Origin of the sequence: Variovorax sp. Root411, from assembly GCF_001425205.1 — a bacterium.
In the GTDB taxonomy this organism is placed as follows: domain Bacteria; phylum Pseudomonadota; class Gammaproteobacteria; order Burkholderiales; family Burkholderiaceae_C; genus Variovorax.
The window spans coordinates 1-18,881 of record NZ_LMDW01000007.1 but is presented as its reverse complement, the minus strand read 5'-3'; the positions used below and the strand labels follow the sequence as shown (position 1 = coordinate 18,881).

13 protein-coding genes and 1 pseudogene are annotated in these 18,881 nt (G+C 65.4%); 8 read left to right on the top strand and 6 right to left on the bottom strand.

Translation table 11 applies throughout. From position 1 onward, the window contains the following. Positions 1-57: 57 nt before the first annotated feature. Entirely contained in the window at positions 58-1,827 is a 1,770-nt protein-coding gene (locus ASC92_RS10440) for a sigma-54-dependent Fis family transcriptional regulator (RefSeq protein WP_235505773.1), read from the bottom strand. Positions 1,828-2,089: 262 nt separating this feature from the next. On the opposite strand from ASC92_RS10440, the gene ASC92_RS10435 reads away from it, so the two are divergent. From ASC92_RS10435 to ASC92_RS10425, 3 genes are read left to right on the top strand one after another with little or no spacing between them, the layout of a single operon-like run. Then, entirely contained in the window at positions 2,090-3,565 is a 1,476-nt protein-coding gene (locus ASC92_RS10435; protein ID WP_056514376.1) for a benzaldehyde dehydrogenase, read from the top strand. Between the two features lie 34 nt (positions 3,566-3,599). Beyond that, positions 3,600-4,367: a coniferyl-alcohol dehydrogenase gene (locus tag ASC92_RS10430; protein ID WP_056514371.1), complete on the top strand. Its 768-nt coding sequence runs from the start codon at positions 3,600-3,602 to the stop codon at positions 4,365-4,367. A gap of 6 nt (positions 4,368-4,373) precedes the next feature. After that, positions 4,374-5,366 carry an alpha/beta hydrolase gene (locus ASC92_RS10425; protein ID WP_056514368.1) on the top strand — a complete coding sequence of 331 codons (993 nt, stop codon included), beginning with the start codon at positions 4,374-4,376 and terminating at the stop codon, positions 5,364-5,366. 48 nt (positions 5,367-5,414) lie between these two features. On the opposite strand, the gene ASC92_RS10420 is transcribed toward ASC92_RS10425, so the two are convergent. The 4 genes from ASC92_RS10420 to ASC92_RS28565 all read right to left on the bottom strand — a co-directional run bounded on the left by ASC92_RS10420 (position 5,415) and on the right by ASC92_RS28565 (position 9,220). Further along, the gene (locus ASC92_RS10420) at positions 5,415-5,807 is read right to left on the bottom strand and encodes a hypothetical protein (protein ID WP_056514365.1); all 393 of its coding nucleotides are present in this window, start codon (positions 5,805-5,807) and stop codon (positions 5,415-5,417) included. Between the two features lie 46 nt (positions 5,808-5,853). After that, entirely contained in the window at positions 5,854-6,675 is an 822-nt protein-coding gene (gene dkgB, locus ASC92_RS10415; RefSeq protein WP_056514362.1) for a 2,5-didehydrogluconate reductase DkgB, read from the bottom strand. 43 nt (positions 6,676-6,718) lie between these two features. Continuing rightward, on the bottom strand, positions 6,719-7,921 hold the full coding sequence (locus tag ASC92_RS10410; protein WP_056514359.1) for an MFS transporter: 1,203 nt from the start codon (positions 7,919-7,921) through the stop codon (positions 6,719-6,721). A gap of 195 nt (positions 7,922-8,116) precedes the next feature. Continuing rightward, positions 8,117-9,220: a hypothetical protein gene (locus ASC92_RS28565; RefSeq protein WP_157609032.1), complete on the bottom strand. Its 1,104-nt coding sequence runs from the start codon at positions 9,218-9,220 to the stop codon at positions 8,117-8,119. Between the two features lie 363 nt (positions 9,221-9,583). Between ASC92_RS28565 and ASC92_RS10405 the strand changes: the two genes are divergently transcribed. The 3 genes from ASC92_RS10405 (at position 9,584) to ASC92_RS10395 (ending at position 11,372) form a co-directional block, all read left to right on the top strand. Further along, positions 9,584-9,916, top strand: coding sequence for a hypothetical protein (locus ASC92_RS10405; protein ID WP_056514356.1), 333 nt, complete (start codon positions 9,584-9,586; stop codon positions 9,914-9,916). A 60-nt stretch (positions 9,917-9,976) separates the two neighbouring features. Then, entirely contained in the window at positions 9,977-10,933 is a 957-nt protein-coding gene (locus tag ASC92_RS10400) for an AraC family transcriptional regulator (protein ID WP_056514353.1), read from the top strand. 148 nt (positions 10,934-11,081) lie between these two features. Beyond that, positions 11,082-11,372, top strand: coding sequence for a putative quinol monooxygenase (locus tag ASC92_RS10395; RefSeq protein WP_056514351.1), 291 nt, complete (start codon positions 11,082-11,084; stop codon positions 11,370-11,372). A gap of 12 nt (positions 11,373-11,384) precedes the next feature. On the opposite strand, the gene ASC92_RS10390 is transcribed toward ASC92_RS10395, so the two are convergent. Further along, entirely contained in the window at positions 11,385-11,972 is a 588-nt protein-coding gene (locus ASC92_RS10390) for a hypothetical protein (RefSeq protein WP_235505771.1), read from the bottom strand. 334 nt (positions 11,973-12,306) lie between these two features. Here ASC92_RS10390 and ASC92_RS10385 point away from each other — a divergent pair. Next, positions 12,307-15,067 (top strand): annotated as a pseudogene (locus tag ASC92_RS10385) (type VI secretion system Vgr family protein). A 50-nt stretch (positions 15,068-15,117) separates the two neighbouring features. Then, positions 15,118-18,881 (top strand): DUF6531 domain-containing protein (locus ASC92_RS10380; RefSeq protein WP_056514346.1); only part of this gene is annotated, 3,764 nt, incomplete at its 3' end.

The window sequence follows — 18,881 nt, the reverse complement described above, 5'->3', positions numbered from 1 at the left end:
GTGCTTGTGGGGCAAATCGACAAATGCAGTCACGGCGCCGGCAGGCGCAGGCGGCCGTCAGCGCGTGACGATGCCGCGTTTGCGCGCACGGTAGGCGAGCTGGGGGCGCGTGACGCCCAGCACACGCGCTGCCGCGGAAATGTTTCCCCCGCATTGCTCCAGCGCACGGCGTATCAGCGTCTCTTCCATCTGTCCCAATGAACTGGCGCTGGCATTGGTGCTGGTGCTGGTGCTGGCGGCGCCAGCCAGGTGGCCATCGGGCCGCACCGACAGCACGTTCTTGTCCAGCGTCTCGCCGCTCGTGAACAGGTGGTGAACTTCGAGCAGGCCACCCTCGGGGGCGACGATCACGGCGCGCTCGATCAGGTTCTGCAGTTCGCGGATGTTGCCGGGGTAGTCGTAGTTCAGAAGCGCCTTGACGGCGGCCTGCGTGAAGCCGGCGACCCGCCGGCCGTGCTTGCGGCCGTAGTGCTGCAGGAAATGGCTCATCAAAAGCGGCACGTCGTCGCGCCGCTCGCGCAGCGGCGGCAGGTGAATGGGAAAGACGTTGAGCCGGAAGAACAGGTCGTCGCGAAACTTGCCCTCGCGCACGGCCTGGCGCAGATCGACGTTGGTGGCCGCGACCACGCGCGTGTCGACCTGGATGCTGCGCGTGCCGCCCACGCGCTCGACTTCGCCCTCCTGCAGCGTGCGCAGCAGCTTGCCCTGGGCCGCGTAGCTCAGCGTGCCGATCTCGTCCAGGAACAGCGTGCCGCCGTGGGCGCGCTCGAAGCGTCCCGGCCGCGCCGCGCCGGCGCCCGTGTAGGCGCCGCGCTCCACGCCGAACAGCTCGGACTCGATCAGCGTCTCCGGAATGGCCGCGCAATTCACCGCGATGAAGGGCTTGTCGCGACGCGGGCCGATGCTGTGCAGCATGCTCGCGAACTTTTCCTTGCCGACGCCGGACTCGCCGGTGAAAAGCACGGTGGCCGTGGTTGGCGCGACGCGATGCAGCAGGTGGCAGGCCGCGTTGAAAGCCGATGATGCGCCCACCATCGCGTCGTTCTTGCGCGGCGGCGTGGGCAACGCCGCGGCCTGCGGCTCCGCGCCGCCCACACCGTCGTATTGCGCCGCGCCGACAAAGTCGCGCGCACGCAGGTAGCGCATGTCTTCTTCCACATCGTCCCAGCGCTCGGCCGATTTGCCGATCACGCGGCATTGGCTCTCGCCCATCGAGCGGCAGGCGACTTCGCGGAACACCACCAGCCGCCCGAACAGCGTGCTGACGTAGCCGGTGGCATAACCCACCTGCATCCAGCAGGCCGGCGAGCCGCCGATGCCGTAGGCCGCGATGTGCTCGTCGTCTTCGATCGAGTGGTGCCAGATGAATTCGCCCTCGTAGTCCGAGGTCTCGGGGTCATAGCGCGCGTGCACCAACTCGACTTTCACCAGGCCTTCCAGAGCATGCAGGCGGGTGCCGGCCATGGCGGCCGCGGCCGGCTCGGCGTCGGGCCAATGCTTGCGCACCAGCTGCGCGTCGCGCGCGCCGCTGACGTAGCCCGCGCGCGTGAACAGGCCGCGGGCCTTCTCCTGGCCCAGGCTGTCGATCAGCTCGCGCCGCAGGGATCCCAGCGCCTCGGTATGCAGCAGCACCATGCGTTGATCCTGCAGCCAGATGCGGCCGTCGCCGGGCGAAAAGAACAGGCATTCGCTGATGTCGGCAATCGTCGGATGCTCTTCGCTGCCCACGTGCGAGGCCTCGAAGCGGCCCAGCGCGGCGCCGGTGGCACGCGCCACGTCGGCCAGGGAGATCCGCTCCGGGAGCGGTGAGTTGGTGGTTTTGATCAATTTGCAGCTCATCGTTTGGTGAAAACGAGTGGCCGATTTTTGATCATTTGGTGAAACCGCAGGGCAGGGTAAACCAGTTATTCCGGATAACCAGTACAGCCTCGGGAATCCCCCTAATCCCCCAATGAAAAACACCGTCGCGCGGCGGCGTCGGGCCACCCCACCGTAGCGCCGCTGGTACGCCCGTTGCGAAAAGAAGGCAGTGCCGCGCGCATTTCCGCCCGCGGGCAGCCGATCAACTTTTTTTCGCAAGGGGTGAGTCATGGATGTTTCGCAGAAGCCGGCGTTCCTGGACCCGGCAGCCTGGGCCGGCAAGGTGTTCAACGGCGCGTGGGTCGCGTCCGCAGGTGGTGTGCGCGACGTCGTCGAGCCGGCCACGGGCCAGGTGATGGCGGCCGTCGGCATCGCCGATGCGCAGGACATGGGGCTGGCCACGGCCGCCGCGGCGCAAGCGCAGAAAAGCTGGGCGCAGGTTGCGCCGCGCGAGAAGGCCGCGGTGTTCCATCGGGCCGCGGCCCTGTTCCAGCAGCACTTCGACGAACTGGCGCTGTACGTCGCCCGCGAGACGGGTGCCATCCTGCCCAAGGGCCAGCACGAGGCGCGCGAGGCCATCACCCTGTGCCACCTGGCGGCCGCCATGCCCCTGCAGGCGCAGGGCCAGGTGCTGCCGAGCGCGAGCGGCACCACCAGTCTGGCGCGGCGCGTGCCGCGGGGCGTGGTGGGCGTGATCTCGCCCTTCAACTTTCCGCTCATCCTCACCCTTCGCACCGTGGCGCCGGCTCTTGCGGCGGGCAACGCCGTGGTGATCAAGCCCGACTCGCGCACACCGGTGAGCGGCGGCTTCATGATCGCCCGCGTGTTCGAAGAGGCAGGCCTGCCGCCCGGCCTGCTGCAGGTGCTGCCCGGCGACGCTGCCGCCGGTGAAGCGCTGGTGACCGATGCGCGCGTGCCGATGATCGCCTTCACCGGCTCGCCCGCCGTGGGCCGGCGCATCGGCGAACTGGCCGGGCGCCACCTGAAGAAGGTCACGCTGGAGCTGGGCGGCGCCAACTCGCTGATCGTGCTGGAAGACGCCGATCTCGACATCGCAGCCAGCAACGCCGCCTGGGGCGCGTACCTGCACCAGGGCCAGATCTGCATGGCGACCAATCGCATCATCGTGCACGAGAGCATCGCCGCCGCCTTCACGCAGCGGCTGGTCGCGAAGGCCCAGCACCTGCCGGTGGGCGACGGCGCCAGCGGCCAGGTGGCCCTGGGGCCGCTGATCGACGCGAAGCAGCGCGACCGCGTGCACGCCATCGTGCAAGACAGCATCGCGGCCGGCGCGCAGCTGCTGGCCGGCGGCAGCAGCGACGGCCTGTTCTACAAGCCCACCGTGCTGGCGGGCGTGAAGGCCGGCATGCGCGTGTACGACGAGGAAGTGTTCGGCCCCGTCGCCAACATCATCACCTTCAGCACCGACGACGAGGCCGTGGCCCTGGCCAACAACCACCAGGGCAGCCTGGCCTCGGCGGTGATCTCGCCCTCGATCGGGCGTGCCATGGCGATGGCCGCGCAGTTGAACTCCGGCATGGTCCACATCAACGACCAGACCGTCAACGACGAATGCGTCAACCCCTTCGGCGGCCCCGGCATCGCCGGCAACGGCAGCAGCGTGGGCGGCCCGGCCGACTGGGAGGAATACACCCAGTGGCAGTGGCTGACCATCAAGCAGGCGGCGCACGCCTATCCGTTCTGAGCGCCAGCGACCGAACCCACAAAGGAGACATTTCATGCAGCTTCAAGGAAAAACCATCGTCGTCACCGGCGTGTCGTCGGGCATCGGCGCCGAGGTGGTGCGCATCGCGCGCTTTGCCGGCGCCCGCGTCATCGGCATGGACCGCAACGACCCCAGCCTCACGCTCGACGGCTTCGTCAAGGCCGACCTGAGTTCCGTCGCCGCCATCGATGCGGCCGTGGCGCAATTGCCCGAGCGCTTCGACGCGCTGTGCAATATCGCCGGCGTGCCCGGCACGGCGCCCGTGAAGCTGGTTGCCGACGTCAACTACCTGGGCCTGCGCCATCTGACCGAGCAGGTGCTGCCGCGCATCCCGCGTGGCGGTTCCATCGTCAACGTGGCCTCCATCCTCGGCGCCGAATGGCCGCAGCGCCTGGCGCCGCACAAGGCCCTGGCCGCAGCGCAGGGCTTCGAGGCCGGCGCCCACTGGCTGCGCGACCACCCCGTGCCGCAGGAGACTTGCTACCAGTACTTCAAGGAAGCGCTGATCGTCTGGAGCGCCACGCAGTCGCAGAAATGGTTTCTCGAGCACGGCGTGCGCATGAACTGCGTCGCGCCGGGCCCGGTGTTCACGCCCATCCTGGGCGACTTCGTGAGCATGCTCGGCCAGGAGCGGGTGCAGGCCGATGCGCACCGCATGCTGCGCCCCGGCTTCGCCGACGAGATCGCGCCGGTGATCGCGTGGCTGTGCAGCGAACAGGCGCGCTGGATCAGCGGCGCGAACATTCCGGTCGACGGCGGACTGGCATCGACCTACATCTGAGCCGCGATGAGCCACACCGCCACCTCCACCATGCTCGACACCGCGCCTCTGGACCCGGCGCTGGCCGGCTTCCTGGCGCAGGCCGCGGCCCAGGGCCACCCGCCGCTGGAGTCGCTGCCGCCGCCGGTGGCGCGCCAGGTCTACCGCGACCTGGCCGCCGGCCTCGGCCTGCCGGCGCCGGCCATCGCGTCGGCGAACGACCGCGTCATCGACGGGCCCAGCAGCCCGTTGACGCTGCGCATCTACCAGCCCGACGCCCAGCAGGGGCCGCTTCCGTTGCTGCTCTACGTGCACGGTGGCGGCTTCGTGATCGGCGACCTCGAAACCCACGACAAGGTCTGCCGCACCCTGTGCCACGACGTGGCCGCGGTGGTGGTCGCGGTGGACTACCGGCTGGCGCCCGAACATCTCTTTCCAGCGGCGGTGGACGACGTGGCCTGCGCGCTGCGCTGGGTGGCCGCGCACGCGCGCGAGCTCGGTGCCGATCCGTCGCGCATCGCGCTGGCCGGCGACAGCGCGGGCGCGCAGCTCGCCACCGTGGCGGCGCTGCGTGTAGCCGGCACGATTGCGCCGCGTGCACTGGGCCTCATCTATCCCGTCGCGCAGCACTACAGCGAACCGAGCCCTTCGATGGCCGAGAACGGCGAGGGCAAGTTCCTTACCACCGGCGTCATGCAATGGTTCATCGACTGCTACCTCGGCGGTCGGCAAGAACTCGCGCGGCACCCCGATTTCGCCTTGCTGCACGCGCCGGCACTGAACACGCTGCCGCCCACCTGGTTGGCCACCATGGGCCACGACCCGCTACGCGATGAAGGCGTTGCGCTGGCATTGCGCATCGGGCAGGCCGGCGTGCCGACCGAGCATCGCCACTACCCCAGCGCGATTCACGCCTGCATTCACTTCACCGCGGTATCGGCACAGGGCACCCAGGTGATGGCCGACCTCGCCGCGTGGCTGCGCTCGCAACTGCTGCCCGGCTCTCACCCCGATCGCTGAAGGCAACGGAGCCCCGCTCCGGGCGCGGCCTTGCCAAGGGGCGACTGATCAGTTGCCCGCGCGTTGCACCACCGGAACGTGCACATCCCATGCGGGCGAGGCGCTGCTCGAGGTGCGCGTGCATGCCACGGCGACCACGCGGCGGCTGCGTTGCGACGGTTCCCCGCTCCTCGACACCACGTGCCACCGGATCGCGTCCCATCGCGCTTTCAGCGGCACTGCGCATTTCGGAACAAAGACCTTCAGGTTGGGCTCCAGCACCTCCCATTGATCGCGATGCCTCGCGTTCTCCCGCGCGACGAAATTGCGGGCTTCTTCCCGTATTTCGTAGAGGCCGTGGCTCACGTCGTTGGAGCGCATCTGGTCGATGCCCGTGGAAGACAGGCAGTGTGCCGACGCGGCGAGCAGCGCAAGAGGCAGAAGATGGCGGTATCCGTGCATGACGGCCGATTGTGGGGTCGGGCGCGGTGTAGCGCGGGGCCGTTGATCAGTCCCAGGCCGGCGAAAGGCCCGCCGGATCGGTGAGCCGCTCGCCGCGGTCGAGTGCCGCAATCTGCGCCATCTCCGCATCCGTCAGGCGCAGTTGCTGCGCCTTCAGATTGCCTTCGAGGTTCGCGCGCCGGGTGGACGACGGAATCACCGCGTAGCCCAGCTGCATCGCCCACGCCAGCACCACCTGCGCGGCCGTGGCGTCGTGCGCCTTCGCAATCGCCTCGATCACGGGATCGTTCAGCACCTTGCCGTACGCCAGCGTCATGTACGAGGTGATGTGGATGCCCACGCTCTTCGCGAACTCCGCCACCTTGCGGTTCTGCAGATAAGGGTGCAGCTCGATCTGGTTGGTGGCGATATGTTGCGCGCCCACGGCCGCGATGGCTTCCTTCATCAGCGCGATGTTGAAGTTCGACACGCCGATGTGCTTCGTGAGCCCCTGCGCCTTGGCCTCGGCCAGCGCGCCCATGAACTCCGCCACCGGCACCGCATTGCCGGGCGAGGGCCAGTGGATCAGCGTCAGGTCGACGTGGTCCGTGCGCAGCTTGGCGAGGCTGTCTTTCAGACTAGGCACCAGCTTGTCTTTCGCGTAGTTGTCGGTCCAGATCTTGGTGGTGATGAAGAGGCTGCTGCGCGCCACGCCGCTTTCGGCAATGGCCTGGCCTACCTCGGCTTCATTGCCGTAGATCTGCGCCGTGTCGATCGCGCGGTAGCCCACGTCGAGGCCGTTCTTCACCGAGTCGATGACCACTTGGCCCTTCAGGCGGAAGGTGCCGAGGCCGAAGGCGGGAATGGGGTTGCCGATGTTCGTGTTCATGGTGTGTTCCTGTGCGTTTGAAAAGAGGGGAAGAAAGCGAAGCTCAGTGACCGACAGGCACCGGCCCCGAAGCGCGAACCGGAATGCCCGCGCGGCGGTCGAGCGTGCCGCTCCATTGCGTGAGGGCCAGCGAGAGCAGCACCACCAGCGCACCGATCCACGGCGTGTGCATCAGCCCGAGGTGCGTCACGATCAGCCCGCCAGCCCAGGCCGCACCCGCAATGCCCAGATTGAACGCCGCGATGTTCAGGCCCGAGGCCACGTCCACCGCCTGCGGCGTGAAGCGCTCGGCCTGCTTCACCACGTACACCTGCAGGCCCGGCACGTTGCCGAAAGCCACCGCGCCCCACATCAGCACCGCCACCAGCGCCAGCCACTTGTGCGGCGCCGCGAAGTTGAACACCAGCAGCACCGCGGCCAGCAGCGCGAAGATGATCTTCAGCGCCGGAATCGGCCCCATGCGATCGGCCAGCTTGCCGCCCCAGATGTTGCCCACCGCCACCGACACGCCGTACACCAGCATCACCCAGCCCACCGCGCCCGCGCTGAAGCCAGACACGTCGGTAAGGATCGGCGCGAGGAACGTGAACGGAATGAACGAGCCGCCATAGCCGATGGCCGTCTTGGCATACACCAGCAGCAGGCGCGGCTCGGCCAGCACCTTGGCCTGCTGCGCCAGCGAGGCCGGCGGCGTGTGGCGGATGTTGCCGGGCACGAAGACCCAACTGCCGATGAACGCGATAACGCCCAGCGCAGATACCGCCAGGAAAGTCTCGCGCCAGCCGAAGTGCTGCCCGATGAACGTGCCCAGCGGCACACCCGTGACCAGCGCCACCGTGAGGCCAGTGAACATGATCGCGATGGCGCTCGCCGCTTTTTCCTTCGGCACCAGGCCGGTGGCAATCGTCGAGCCGATGGAGAAGAACACCCCGTGCGCCAGCCCCGTGAGCACGCGAGCGGCAATCAGCGATTCATAACTCGGCGCCTTCCACGCCAGCAGATTGCCGACCGTGAACAGCGCCATCAGCCCGAGCAGCAGCGCCTTGCGCGGCAGCTTGCCCGTGAGCGCGGTGAGTACCGGCGCGCCGATGGCGACACCCAGTGCGTAGAGGCTGACCAGCAGGCCGGCGGAGGGGAGGCCGATGTGGAGGTCGGCGGCGACTGTGGGGATGAGGCCAACGATGACGAACTCGGTCGTTCCGATGGCGAAGGCGCTGAGGGTCAGCGCGAGTAGGGCGATTGGCATGAGAGCACTCCTTCTTGGATGTAGAGGAGTGTCTTGCGGTTACCTTTGCGGATAAATGGTGGGTGAGGAAGAAGATAGTTGCTTTGAGATCAAAAATAAGTGGCAATGTTCATGCCAAGAAACTTACTCGAGGAATTCGTCATCAGGATGATAGATGCGTTTGTTAATACGAGTTGATTAAACGATTTTGCATTTTTATTTATCACCTCCCCGCACGCTTCTAATTAAATTTGCAATTTGTTCGGCCCCGTCAAAGGTTGAAGGTATTCCTGCTTCGTCGGTGACAAGGCTGCTAAATATCAGCGACTCAAATTTGCTCAAAGCAGTCGAACCTTTATCTCTTGCCTTTGAAGCGTATTCCGCAAAACTTTCAATAAATTGGCACAGGGAAATTCGCAAATCTATTTGCAGTAATTGTGTTTTAACGGATCGAAATTGTGAGAGGACAACGCGAAAAAAATATATCAATATCACTTCCGTTGCAAGTATTGTAGGTAGTGTGTATGCCAAGGTTGTTTTATGACTCTCGATGAGATCAATGTGCTGAGTGACAAAGCCTAGTTGGATCAAAGGCGGTAGTGCCATTGCGATTGCAAGCGTTATAAGTGATTTAAAAGAAAATTTACGCTCATCTTCTTTTTGTTCTTTGAGTTTTTGAAAGCCATGAACAAGGCCAACAAAGTTATACTCCGATGTTAATTTGTTGATGTTGGCTTCAAGTCCTTCAAGAAGGGCTAAGCGCTCTTTTAAATTTTTATCCCACTCTTCTCGCAGCTTTCGAGATTTTTCTATCGTTTCTGAGAATTGTCGGAACTCGGCTATAGATGGATGACCAAGCAATTTCTTTGTTACTTGAGCCGGCATTGCATATGACGCGTACACAAGTTGCTGCCGATCGGTTCCTGTGAATCCATCGAGATTGTCATGAACGAAATTCATGATTCGATGAATTTCAAAACTCGCCTCGCCGGGTTGCGTGAATTCGAGCTCACAAATAAAGCGGTATGCGGAAGTGAATATAGATCTGAGAATTGCAGGCCGAGCATCCGGAGGGGCTTCGAAATAATTGCCTATTTCTCCCAAGAATGAGTTCCCGATCCATTCAACGTTAATTCCTGCGTACTCGTCAAACCTGGTGGGGCTGGAAATCATGAGTTCAAGAATCTGCAAAAGCACATGGCTCAGGCCCGGAGGTGAAATATCATCATTTGATCTGGCGCGAACATCTTGAGCTAGACGTCGTAATAATGCCACGGTCGTTGGATTGGCGAATAATGAAGTGGTGGATTCTGTAGGCATGTTGATCGACTTTTGAGATTTGCTGACGATGTGGGTTGATTTTTCGATTTAACTATAACCGCGAATCTTTTTTTCGTCGCATTTTGTTAATCCACTCGTGATAATCCCTGGATCAGTTTGAATGATGTTCATCATAAATGGTGGAGATAAATGAATAATTGTCGTGCGCGACGGAGTGATTTCGAGTTCGTACGATGGCCCTCGCTGAGATATATGCTCTTTCAGAGACTGTGTACTTCGTGTCTCAGTGCTGGCGCACCTATATTAGTGTTGGAGCATGGATATACTCCTCGGCGTTGCGCTAGGTGGCGCGGCCGGGTTTGGAAGCCTGATGAAGCCCCTGCGTAACTTGGAGTCCATCTAATGGCTGAATCCGCTCGCGCCTGCCCGCAATCTCGCAATCCTTCCACTTCTCTCGATCCCGCATCCCCCGACCTCGACCTCGACGACCTCGCCCTCCAAACCTGCGATGACGCCGAAAGCCTCAACGAAGTCCTACGCGCCTACACCGCGTTCGAAAAGCTCATTGAACCCGGCGCCCCCAACGACAGCGAAGCGCTCACTCCCACCCGCAGCGAACTGAGCGCCTTGCTGCGCCTGCTCAACGAAGCGCTCGTGGCGCGCATCGACGCCGTCAACACGGCGGCGGGCGACATGCGCCGGGCGCTGCAGGGCAGCTTGCCCTTAGCGGCATAAGGCGGGCCGCCGGTGAGGCCGGTGGCCTTCTCTTCTTCTTTTTTCCAAGAACAAAAACCAATGCCAGCCCCGCTCGTTGCCGCCGACAACAGCAACAACCACAAGCCCGACGAAGCCGCTGGCATTCCCGCTGCCTGGATCCATCTGCGCGACATGGTCGCCGCACGAACCCCCACAGACGGCCGCACCGATGCCCTATATCCAGGCCTGCGCTGCTACCGCTTCTCACACCCAATCCGCTACGAAAAAACCCAGCGCCTCACGCCGGGCGTGGTGGTGGTCTTGCAGGGCCGTAAGACTGCTCACCTCGGTGACCGTCGTTCGCTCGACTACGGCGCGATGCAGTGCCTGGTGCTCGGGGCCGAGGTCGCGTGCCTCGGCACGGTGGTCGGGGCGAGCGCCGGGCATCCGTACCTTGCGATTCATCTCGACCTGCCGCCCGAGGTGCTGGTCAAGTCCGTCGTCGCGCTGGCGGAAAGCGGAACGCTGGCCGAGCCCGCCCGCGTGACCGAGAACTTCACGGCCCCGGTGGGGCCGGAGGTGGTCGAGGCCTTCGCCCGGCTGCTGCTGGCGGCCGACGACCCGGTGGACCGCCGCACGCTCGCGCCGCTGGCGGTCGAAGAAATCGTGCTGCGGCTGCTGCGCTCCGAGGCCGCGGCCGCCATCCGCAGCGCGGGCGCCGTGACCAAGTCCGGCGCACGCATTCAGACGGCCATCGCCTTCATGCGCCGCCATCTGGGCCGGCCGCTGTCGGTGGCCGAGATTGCCAGCCACGTGCACATGAGCCCTTCGCACTTCGCGCACAGTTTTCGCGAGGTGGCCGGGGTCACGCCGATGCGCTGCATCCGCGACCTGCGCCTGGAAGAGGCGCGCATGCTGATGCTGGGCACAGGGCTGCGGCCCGGCGATGCGGCCGCGAAGGTGGGGTTCGAGAGCGCGGCGCATTTCAACCGCGCGTTTCGCAGGCGCTTCGAGACGACGCCCGCCGAGTACGTGCGGCGCGTGCAGGCGGGTTGATGGGCTGAAGGGCTGATGTGGGGGATGGCCGGTCGCATCCTTCGCAGCCATGGTCAATTTCTTCGCAGCTTCGCGCCTTGGCGCGGGAGAGGGCGCTGGCTAACCTGCGTTCTTCCTTTTTCTTCAAGCCAGCGAGCAAGAAATTTCCATGAATCCGATCAACGTCATCATCACTTTCGAAGCCAAGCCGGAGCGCGCATCGGCGTTCGCCGAACTCATGCAACAGGTCAAGCAGTCGCTGCCATCGGCGGATGGATGCCGAGGCGTGCAGCTGTTTGGGCGCGCCGACAACGACTGCGTGTTCACGCTGGTCGAGTCGTGGGAGTCACGCAGCCAGCATCAGGCTCATATTGCGGGCGTCGTGGCGTCGGGGGCATGGGACGCGATGGCGGCCGAGCTGGCCGGAGCGCCTGTCAGCTGCTATTGCAACGAGCTTTGATGCTCGTCTGTCTCAGCGCGCGGGTGTTTGGGTTTCCACGGGAGACGTGTCGATCATCTCTACAGCCAGTGGCTCAGCGAAGATCCGCTTGAGGCGCTGGCCGGTCCATAGATAGTAGAACCGGCCTTCCGGAGGCTTCTCATTGAAGCTGCCGGAGATGATCAGCAGCCGGCTGTCGAGCCGGAAATCCACCCGCTCATCGCCGTTGCCCATGGCGCCCACGATCGCATCGACGTTGGGAAGGGTGTAGGCCTGGCCCGTGTTCTGGTCGAGCACTGCGAAGTTGCGGCAATCGGTGCCGCATCCCCAGGCTGCCACCCGCAGATGGCCGGCGAAGTTGGGCGGCTCGTTGTAGGCTTGGTGGATGACGGTGGTGTAGTGCCGGGCCGTTCGGGTCGTCAGCCGCAGTGGGGGGTGTGAGCCTGCAAGGGGCTGATCGCGCGCGGTGGTCGGGTAGTCGGTGAACTGCGGCGGCGCTTTCGGTGCCGCGGCGGCGGTGGCCGCGCACAGCAGGATCATCGAAAGCGCGGAGGCAATCGCCAGGCCTTGCGGGAGCGGGAAGCGTCTTGCACTCGGGGCGGGTTGAATCGTTGGGCTCATGGGTCTTGCCGATGAAAAAGGCGGGAGGCGCGGAGGGGGAGTTCGGTGGCGCCGCGCATGCGCTGAAGATACATGTTCGGGTCTCAGCCCATCGAAGTCGTCGATGTCGGCCGCGGCCACATGGGAGGGCATCCGGCGATCACGGCGAGCAAGCGGGCACTTCGTGAAGTCGTCCACGTTCGAGCTTGCGCGGTGCTACTTTCGGGTGCTTACGCGAAGGCTGCACCGCCTTACATAATCGAACAAAGCTCGCCCTGGTTCACAGCGGCGGTCATCTGCAGGGAGATCCCATGTCCATCCACGAAGGTGCGTGCGCACGCACGGCCTTGTCGCCATGACGCGGCGCGTCACCATCGCCACGCCGGCAGGCGATGCGCTTCAGTTCCATCGTCTGGCCGGTCGCGAAGCACTCAGCCAGCCGTACGCCTTCGACGTCGATCTGCTGGGCAGCCACAACGCCATCGACCCCAAGGCGCTGCTCGGGAAAAGCGCCTCCGTCGCCATCGAGACGGAACACGGCGACACGCGCCATCTCGGCGGCATCGTGACCAGCTTCGGGCTGTCTCAAGAAGACAGCCGACAGTCTTTCTACAAAATGCGGCTGCGCCCCTGGCTGTGGCTTGCAACGCGCAGAAGCGACTACCGCATCTTTCAGGACCAAACGGTTCCCGACATCGTGGCGGCCGTCCTCGGGCGCTACGGCTATCCCATGGAGCAGAAGCTCAGCCGCAGCTACCGCGCCTGGGACTACTGCGTGCAGTACGGAGGGCCGACCGGCGGGGAAACGGACTTCGAATTCGTCTCGCGCCTGTGCGAGCACGAGGGCATCTACTACTTCTTCTGCCACGAGGCCGGGCAGCACACGCTTGTCTTCGCCGACGACATCGCGAGTTCCCATGGCCCGCTGCCCGGCGGCGAAGAGCTTCGCTACCACCCCGACGAAAAGGCCGGCATGACCGGCGGCCTGGAGCCTGCCGAACGCATCACCGAATGGATGCAGCACGAGAGCGTGCGCCCCGGCCGGCACCAGCGCCGCCACTATGACTTCGAGAAGCCCAAGGCCGACCTGACCACCCAGCGGCAGATGCCGCCCGGCCACGACCACGACGGTTTCGAGCAGTACGAGTGGCCCGGCAACCACACCGAGCTCGGCGACGGCGAAACCTATGCGCGCGTGCGCAACGAAGAGCAACTGAGCGAGCGCAGCCGCGCGAGTGGCCGCTCCAACCGGCGCGACCTGGCGCCGGGCTTCACCATGCGCCTGGCCAGCCATCCCCGCGCCGACCAGAACCAGCAGTACCTGCTGCTCGGCGTGGACTACGACCTCCAGGAAAACCTCCAGGCCAGCGAAGGCGCGAGCGCCTCCGAGGGCTCCGTCCAGCGCTTTGCCTTCGACGTGCAGCCCACCACCTACGCATGGCGGCCGAAGCGCAGCACCGTCAAGCCGCGCACGCGGGGTCCCCAGACCGCCGTGGTGGTCGGCCCGGCCGGCGAGGAGATCTGGACCGACAGGTACGGTCGGATCAAGGTGCAGTTCTTCTGGGACCGCCTGGGCCAGCACAACGAGAACTCCAGCTGCTGGCTGCGTGTGTCGCTCGGCTGGGCCGGCTCGACCTTCGGCATGGCTGCATTGCCGCGCATCGGCCAGGAGGTGATCGTCGATTTCCTCAACGGCGACCCGGACCACCCGATCGTCGTCGGCCGGGTGCACAACGCCGACGAGATGCCCGCCTGGCAGTTGCCCGAGCAGAAGCACCTGGCGGGCCTGCGCAGCCGTGAACTCAAGGGCAGTAAAAGCAACCACCTGGCGCTCGACGACACGAGCGGCAAGATCCAGGCGCAGCTCAAGAGCGACCATCAAAGCTCCAGCCTGAGCCTGGGCCACATCGGGCGCATCGACGACACCGCGGGGCGCAAGGACGATCGGGGCCAGGGCCTGGAGCTGCGCACCGATGGCCACGGAGCGGTGCGCGCAGCCAAGGGCCTGCTGATCACCACGCAGGCGCGTGCCAACGCCCAGGCCCACATCACCGACATGCGCGAGACGGTGGGCCGGCTGACGCAAGGCCGCGACCTTCACGAGAGCCTGGCGGAGGCGGCCAAGGGTGCCAAGGCACACGAAGCGGGCGATCAGGACGAAGTCGCCAAGGGCCTCAAGGAGCAGAACGATGCGATCAGGGGCAGCGGCGGCAACGCGGCCCAGGGCGAATTCCCCGAGTTCCAGGAGCCGCACCTGACGCTGGCGAGTCCGGCCGGCATCCAGGCCACGGCACAGGGCTCCACGCACATCGTGAGCGTCGAGCACACGGCCATCACCAGCGGGGCGCATGCCAGCTTTGCCACCGGCAACAGCTTCCTGGTGAGCGCCAAGGACGCGGTGCGCATGGTCGCCTTCAACAACGGCATCCGCATGGCGGCCGCTGCAGCCAACATCGACATCACGGCGCTGAAGGACAGCATCAGGCACCAGCTACACGCGCTGGAATGCCGGCGGCATCGAGAGCGGGACCAATGGCCTGTGGCGTGCGCATGCCTCGTCGCATTCGATGGTGGGGCCGAAGAGCGATGGCCGGCCGCGGCTGCCGCAGCCGACGCAGCTTCCCAAGGGGCAGCTCGATCTGTACCACCAGTACGTGAAGGGCGACGGTGCCAAGCGCATGGGCGTCAAGCAGGGCGACTACACGGTTGTGGACTCCGAGGGCGCGACGCACAGCGGCCAGCTCGACAGGAATGGTTTCGCCACGGTGTCCGGTCTTCCTGTGGGGCAGGCCAAGGTGACTTTCGGCAAGGACCCGAGCGACCCGTGGGAGAAGGGCAGCTACTTTGGTCAGGCCGATCGGTGGTCTGCAAAGGCTGCGGTGGGCGCCGATGCCGCCGGTGCCGCGGGCGCTCCAGGTGGGGCTGCCGGCCTCGCCGCGCAGATCGGCCAGGCGGCCGGCACGGCGCGGCAGGCGCTCGGCGCGGTGCAGGCGATCCGGCAGGGTGGTGCCAAGGCGTTCCTGGGCCAGGCCGCACAGGCCGCCCCGGGCATCGTGCAGAGGCTGCCGGGCGCATCGGATCGAACGCCGGGCCGTACACCGGGCTTCGCCGGCTGAACGCAGCATCGCATCGACAACAAGACAAGCAATTTCGGGGAGAAGGAAAAATGGCAGGCGAGACGCCGCAACAGGATCGACTGGCCGAAGAGGAGCGCGAGCCGCAAGTGGCCGTCGCCCCGCTGAACACCATCGCGCAGGAGGACATCGGCAAGGGCGCAGCCAAGTTGGACGCATGGCTGCGAAGCATCAGCGACGGCTGGATCACGCTGGAGCGCCTGTCGACCGTGGCGGGCACCATTCCGGTGGTCGGCAACATCATGGCGCTCGCCGACGCGATCATGGACGTGGTTCGCATGATCCAGAAGAAGACCTGGAACCAGTTCCTGGAATGGGTCTCGCTGGTCATCAACGTGATCGGCGTCATTCCCTTCCCGCCGACCATGGCAGCCGCACGCATGAGCTTGCGGCCCATGCTGGCGCTGATCAAGCAGAACATCGGACGCGTGATCAAGGACCAGGCCGGACGCGCCTTCGCCAACGCGGGCGAGGCCATGGTCACGGTCGCAATCGGCCACCTGAACGACACCATTGCGGGAGAAATCGACAAGTTCGTCGACGAAGCCATGGCGCTCCTCGACAGCATGCTGAAGGACTGTGCCGACATGGTGGATGCGATCGTGAATGCCCTGATCGACATCATGCAGCGCGGGCTTGGGGAGAAGCCGCTGCTGACGCTCACGCCACAGATGGAGAGGAAGACCTACGACCCCCACACCCAGACCACCATGGGCAGCCTGCTCGCCACGCTGAGCTCATGGGGCACTTCGGCAGGCAATGCCGCAAAGACCGGAATCAACTACGCCAGCAAGAAGGCATCCGGCCTCATTCCCGAGTGGGCGGTCGCGAAGGTCAGGGAGCACATGGCCAGCCTGGTCGACATCAAGCAGGTTGCCCGCAGCAAGCTGCAGGCGATGGCCAGCGAAGCCGAAAGAAACAGCATCAAGTCGCTGCTCAAGGCTCTGAAGAAGGCGCTGCTCAGACGCAAGAACCGGAAGGGCGGGCTCGTGAACCCGTCCACGGGTGGCCGGGTGGACAGCGACAGGGCGGGCGGCGAGGTGGGGTTGTCCGCGGCACAGGCCGGCCCTGGCGGCGACCCCGGCTGCAAGAACTGCCCTGTTTCGGCGGCAACGCCCCACGCCATCAGCTTCGCCATGGGCTGCGAGACTTTCACGCACGTCGACTTCGTGCTGGCCGCGCCGCTGCCCATCACCTGGGCGCGCACCTACCGCAGCAATCTCGGCGCGTTCGATCAAGGCAGCCTCGGCGCGCGCTGGCTCACGCCCTACAGCACCCGCGTGGACATCGCCGTTGCCACGCACGGCAAGCGCCGCGGGGAAAAGAGCCTGATCCATCACGGTGCCGACGGCCGCAGCCATGCGTATCCCTTGCTCGCCGTGGGGCAAAGCCACCGCGACCCCATCGAGGAAGTGACGCTCACCCGCCTGAGCGACACCCTCCTGGCGCTGGACTTCGGCAAGCCGATGCCCGCCGGCGCGCCCAGCGACTGGCGCGAGACCTACGAACTCGTCGACACCGTCGCCGCCAAGGCAGGAACCCAGGGCAAGCAGCACTTCCGCCTCGTGGCGCAGCATGCCGGCGATGGAACCGGCATCGGCCTGCGCTACGACCACGTGATTGCAGCCACCGGCGAGCAGGTGCTGAGCGACATCGTCAGCAAGCAGGGCGACGCCACGCTCGCCCATGTCGGCACCCGTCCGCATGCCCAAAGCGGACTCATCGAAAGCCTGTGGGAGATCAAGGAAGGCCAGGTCGTGCGCCAACTCGCGGCCTATGTCCACGATGCGCAGGACGACCTCGTCTCGGCCCGGGACGAGGACGGCGCAGCCTGGCGCTACACCTACAGCCATCACCTCGTGACCCGCTACACCGACCGCACGGGGCGCGGCATGAACCTCGAATACGACGGCACCGGCCCCGACGCCAAGGCCGTGCGCGAGTGGAGCGACGACGGCAGCTTCGCATTGAAGCTGGAATGGGACAAGAACATCCGGCTGACCTACGTGACCGACGCCCTCGGCGGTGAGACCTGGTACTACTACGACATCCTGGGCTACACCTACCGCGTCATCCATCCCGACCAGCTGGAGGAGTGGTTCTACCGCGACGACGACAAGAACATCATTCGCCACATTCATACGGACGGCAGCGTCGACAGCTTCGTCTACGACGCCCATGGCAACCTGCAGAGCCACACCCGTGCCGATGGCGGTCGCATCCACTTCGAGTACGACGCGCGTCACCGGGTGACGGGCATCCTCGATGCCGAGGGCGGTGTCTGGAAGCGAGACTACGACGACCAAGGGCACCTCACCGAAGAAATCGACCCGCTCGGGAACAAGACCGAATACGCCTACGACAAGGCCGGGCGCCCCGTGCGCATCACCGATGCCAAGGGCGGTGTGAAGACGCTGGCCTACACGCCCGCGGGCCAACTGGCCAGCCACACCGACTGCTCGGGCAAGACCACCCAGTGGGCCTACGACGGCCGGGGCCGATTGACCAAGGCCACCGACGCGCTCGGGCAGGCGACGCGGTACCGGTACAGCGAGACGGCACAGGCCGAGACGCCGGGCAGCGCCAGCCACCCAGGCCAACTCGAAGAGATCGTCCATCCCGACAACACCAGCGAGCACTTCGTGCACGACGCCGAGGGCCGCCTGCTCGCGCACACCGACGCGCTCGGGCGCCGCACGAGCTACAGCTACACCCGTGCCGGCCTCGTCGCCGGGCGCACCGATGCCGCGGGCCGTACGCTCAAGTACGGCTGGGACCTGCTGGGCCGCCTGAGCAAGCTGCACAACGAGAACGGCAGCCGCTACGACTTCCGCTACGACCCGGTCGGCAGGCTGCTCGAGGAGACCGGCTTCGACCGCAAGTCCACGCAGTACCGCTACGACGAAACCAGCGGCGTGCTGGCCGAGGTCGTCGAAGCCGGGCACCGGACCGAGCTGGAGTTCGACCCGCTCGGCCGCCTGAGCGAGCGCAAGGCCGGGGAGCAGGCCGAACGCTTCGCGTACGACGGCAACGGACGCCTGATCGAAGCCACGAACAGCGATGCCCGGCTGCAATGGTTCTACGACCGTGCGGGCAACTTGGTGCGCGAGCATCAGCACTACCTGGACGAGAAGCGCACGGCTGTGTGGCAGCACGGCTACGACGAGCTCAACCAGCGCGTGACCACCATCCGCCCCGACGGCCACATCACCCAATGGCTGACCTACGGCTCGGGCCACGTGCATGGCCTGCTCGTCGACGGACAGGACATCCTGGGCTTCGAGCGTGACGACCTGCACCGCGAGGTTGGGCGCGAGCAAGGCAACGGGCTGACGCAGAAGCTGCACTACGACCCTGCCGGCAGGCTGCTGGAGCAGCAGATCTCGCAGACCAGGGCTGGCGCAGTCGACGCCGTCGGCATTCGCCGCAGCTATGCATACGACAAGGCCGGACAGTTGACGGCCATCGGCGACAGCCGGCGCGGCAACCTGAGCTACCGCTACGACCCGGTGGGGCGATTGCTCGAAGCCAACAGCCGATTGGGCCGCGAGACCTTCGCCTTCGATCCGGCGGGGAATATTGGCAACCCTTCCGATGTCGATGCCAACGCGCAGGCGGCAGGCCGCATCACCACCCGCGTCGCCGTTCGCCTCGACGATCAAGGCCGCAGCATGGCCGGGCGGTTGATGGACAACCTGCTCAAGAGCTACGCCGGCACCTTCTATTCGTGGGACGAGCGCGGCAATCTGGTGGAGCGTGCCCGCAATGGGGAAACGACCGCCTTCACGTGGGACGG

Excerpts from the sequence above, each read along its gene's own strand:
- ASC92_RS10435 (WP_056514376.1), top strand. The coding sequence starts at position 2,090 with ATGGATGTTTCGCAGAAGCCGGCGTTCCTGGACCCGGCAGCCTGGGCC.
- ASC92_RS10430 (WP_056514371.1), top strand. The coding sequence starts at position 3,600 with ATGCAGCTTCAAGGAAAAACCATCGTCGTCACCGGCGTGTCGTCGGGC.
- ASC92_RS10425 (WP_056514368.1), top strand. The coding sequence starts at position 4,374 with ATGAGCCACACCGCCACCTCCACCATGCTCGACACCGCGCCTCTGGAC.
- ASC92_RS10420 (WP_056514365.1), bottom strand. The coding sequence starts at position 5,807 with ATGCACGGATACCGCCATCTTCTGCCTCTTGCGCTGCTCGCCGCGTCG.
- dkgB (WP_056514362.1), bottom strand. The coding sequence starts at position 6,675 with ATGAACACGAACATCGGCAACCCCATTCCCGCCTTCGGCCTCGGCACC.
- ASC92_RS10410 (WP_056514359.1), bottom strand. The coding sequence starts at position 7,921 with ATGCCAATCGCCCTACTCGCGCTGACCCTCAGCGCCTTCGCCATCGGA.
- ASC92_RS28565 (WP_157609032.1), bottom strand. The coding sequence starts at position 9,220 with ATGCCTACAGAATCCACCACTTCATTATTCGCCAATCCAACGACCGTG.
- ASC92_RS10405 (WP_056514356.1), top strand. The coding sequence starts at position 9,584 with ATGGCTGAATCCGCTCGCGCCTGCCCGCAATCTCGCAATCCTTCCACT.
- ASC92_RS10400 (WP_056514353.1), top strand. The coding sequence starts at position 9,977 with ATGCCAGCCCCGCTCGTTGCCGCCGACAACAGCAACAACCACAAGCCC.
- ASC92_RS10395 (WP_056514351.1), top strand. The coding sequence starts at position 11,082 with ATGAATCCGATCAACGTCATCATCACTTTCGAAGCCAAGCCGGAGCGC.
- ASC92_RS10390 (WP_235505771.1), bottom strand. The coding sequence starts at position 11,972 with ATGAGCCCAACGATTCAACCCGCCCCGAGTGCAAGACGCTTCCCGCTC.